Raw genomic sequence first — 1,757 nt, 5'->3', positions numbered from 1 at the left:
CCGCCGTCGCGGTCACGGAACCCGCTGGGCCGGTCGCCGCGCGGGGCACCGTCGCGGTCGCGGAAGCCGCCCGGACGGTCGCCACGGGGAGCACCGTCACGGTCGCGGAAGCCACCAGGACGGTCGCCGCCGGGACGGTCGCCCCGGTCGCGGTACGCGGGCCGGTCCCCACCGTCACGGTCACGGAACCCACCGCCACGGGGACCGCCCTCACGCGGGCCGCCGTCACGGTCACGGAAGCCACCAGAGCCTGCGGGCCGGTCGCCGCGGAAGCCACCGGGCCGGTCGCCGCGGTCGCCGCCACCGAACCCGCCGGGACGGTCGCCACGGTCGGCGCCACCACGGAACCCGGGACGGTCACCACGGGAAGCGTTGTCACGGAACGGCGGACGGTCACCACGCGGGCCACCGTCACGGTCACGGAACCCACCGGAGCCGCTGGGCCGGTCGCCGCGCGGCGCCCCGTCGCGGAACGAGGGCCGGTCGTCGCGGTCACGGAACCCACCGCCACGGGGACCGCTGTCACGCGGGCCGCCGTCACGGTCGCGGAAGCCACCGGGGCGGTCACCACGGTCCGCGCCACGGAACCCGGGACGGTCACCACGGTCGCCGCGGTCGGGGCGCGGGCCACCGTCGCGGAAGCCACCGGGCCGGTCGCCGCGAGCGCCACCGTCACGGTCACGGAACCCACCGCCTGCGGGCCGGTCACCACGGTCCGAGCCGCCACGGAAACCACCGGGCCGGTCGCCGCGGTCGCCGCCACCGAACCCGCCGGGACGGTCACCACGGTCCGCGCCACGGAACCCGGGCCGGTCGCCACGCGGGCCGCCGTCACGGTCGCGGAACCCACCACTGGGCCGGTCGCCGCGCGGGGCGCCGTCACGGTCGCGGAAGCCGCCCGGACGGTCACCACGGGAAGCGTTGTCACGGAACGGCGGACGGTCACCACGCGGGCCACCGTCACGGTCGCGGAACCCACCGGAGCCACCAGGCCGGTCGCCACGGTCGCCGCGCGGGCCACCGTCACGGAACCCGCCGGAACGCTCGCCGTCACGGAACCCCGGACGGTCACCACCGGAACGGGAGCCACCACCCGCGCCACCGGAGCGGAAGCCGCCCGGCCGCTCACCGCGGTCACCTCGCGGGCCGCCGTCACGGGGCCCAGCGTCGCGGTCGCGGAAGCCACCGGAGCGCTCGCCACCTTCACGAGGCCGGAAGCCACCGGAGCGCTCGCCACCTTCACGAGGCCCGGAACGGTCGCCGCCGGCGCCGCCGGACCGGTACCCACCGGAGCCGCCGGTCCCACCGGAGCGGTAGCCACCCGAGCTGCCGGTGCCGCCGGAGCGGTACCCACCCGAGCCTGCGGGCCGGTCGGTGCGGTCGGTGCGGTCGCCGGACCGGTAGCCGCCGGAGCGGTCACCGCCGGTCGTGCGGTCGCCGGAGCGGTACCCGCCGCCAGCACTCGAGCCGCCGTCGCGGTCGCGGGAGCCGCCGGAGCGGTCACCGCCGGCCCGCGGGGCGCCGTCACGCGGGGTACGGGAACTCGAAGACGAGCCGCGGTCGCGGTCGGCGCCGGTCCAACGGGGCTTGCGGTCACCGGACGCGGGGCGATCTCCCCGGTCCTGGCCGCCCTTGTTATCGCGGTCGTTGGGTCCTGCGGTCACGACTTCATCCTTCCCGACCGGGGTGCGCTGCATGCACTCGACCCGGTAAACGAATTAAGGGCCGCCCTAGGCAGGGCGGCCCTTAATCGAAAA

Annotated in this window: 1 pseudogene; it reads left to right on the top strand. The window is 77.3% G+C overall.

Annotated elements, in window-relative coordinates:
* Nucleotides 1-1,757: pseudogene (locus tag Dsi01nite_RS51860) on the top strand (hypothetical protein); the annotation flags it as partial.

The organism is Dactylosporangium siamense (assembly GCF_016862795.1).
In the GTDB taxonomy this organism is placed as follows: Bacteria; Actinomycetota; Actinomycetes; order Mycobacteriales; family Micromonosporaceae; genus Dactylosporangium; species Dactylosporangium siamense.
The sequence above is the reverse complement of the archived record's forward strand: the minus strand, read 5'-3'. Positions and strand labels throughout refer to the sequence as shown.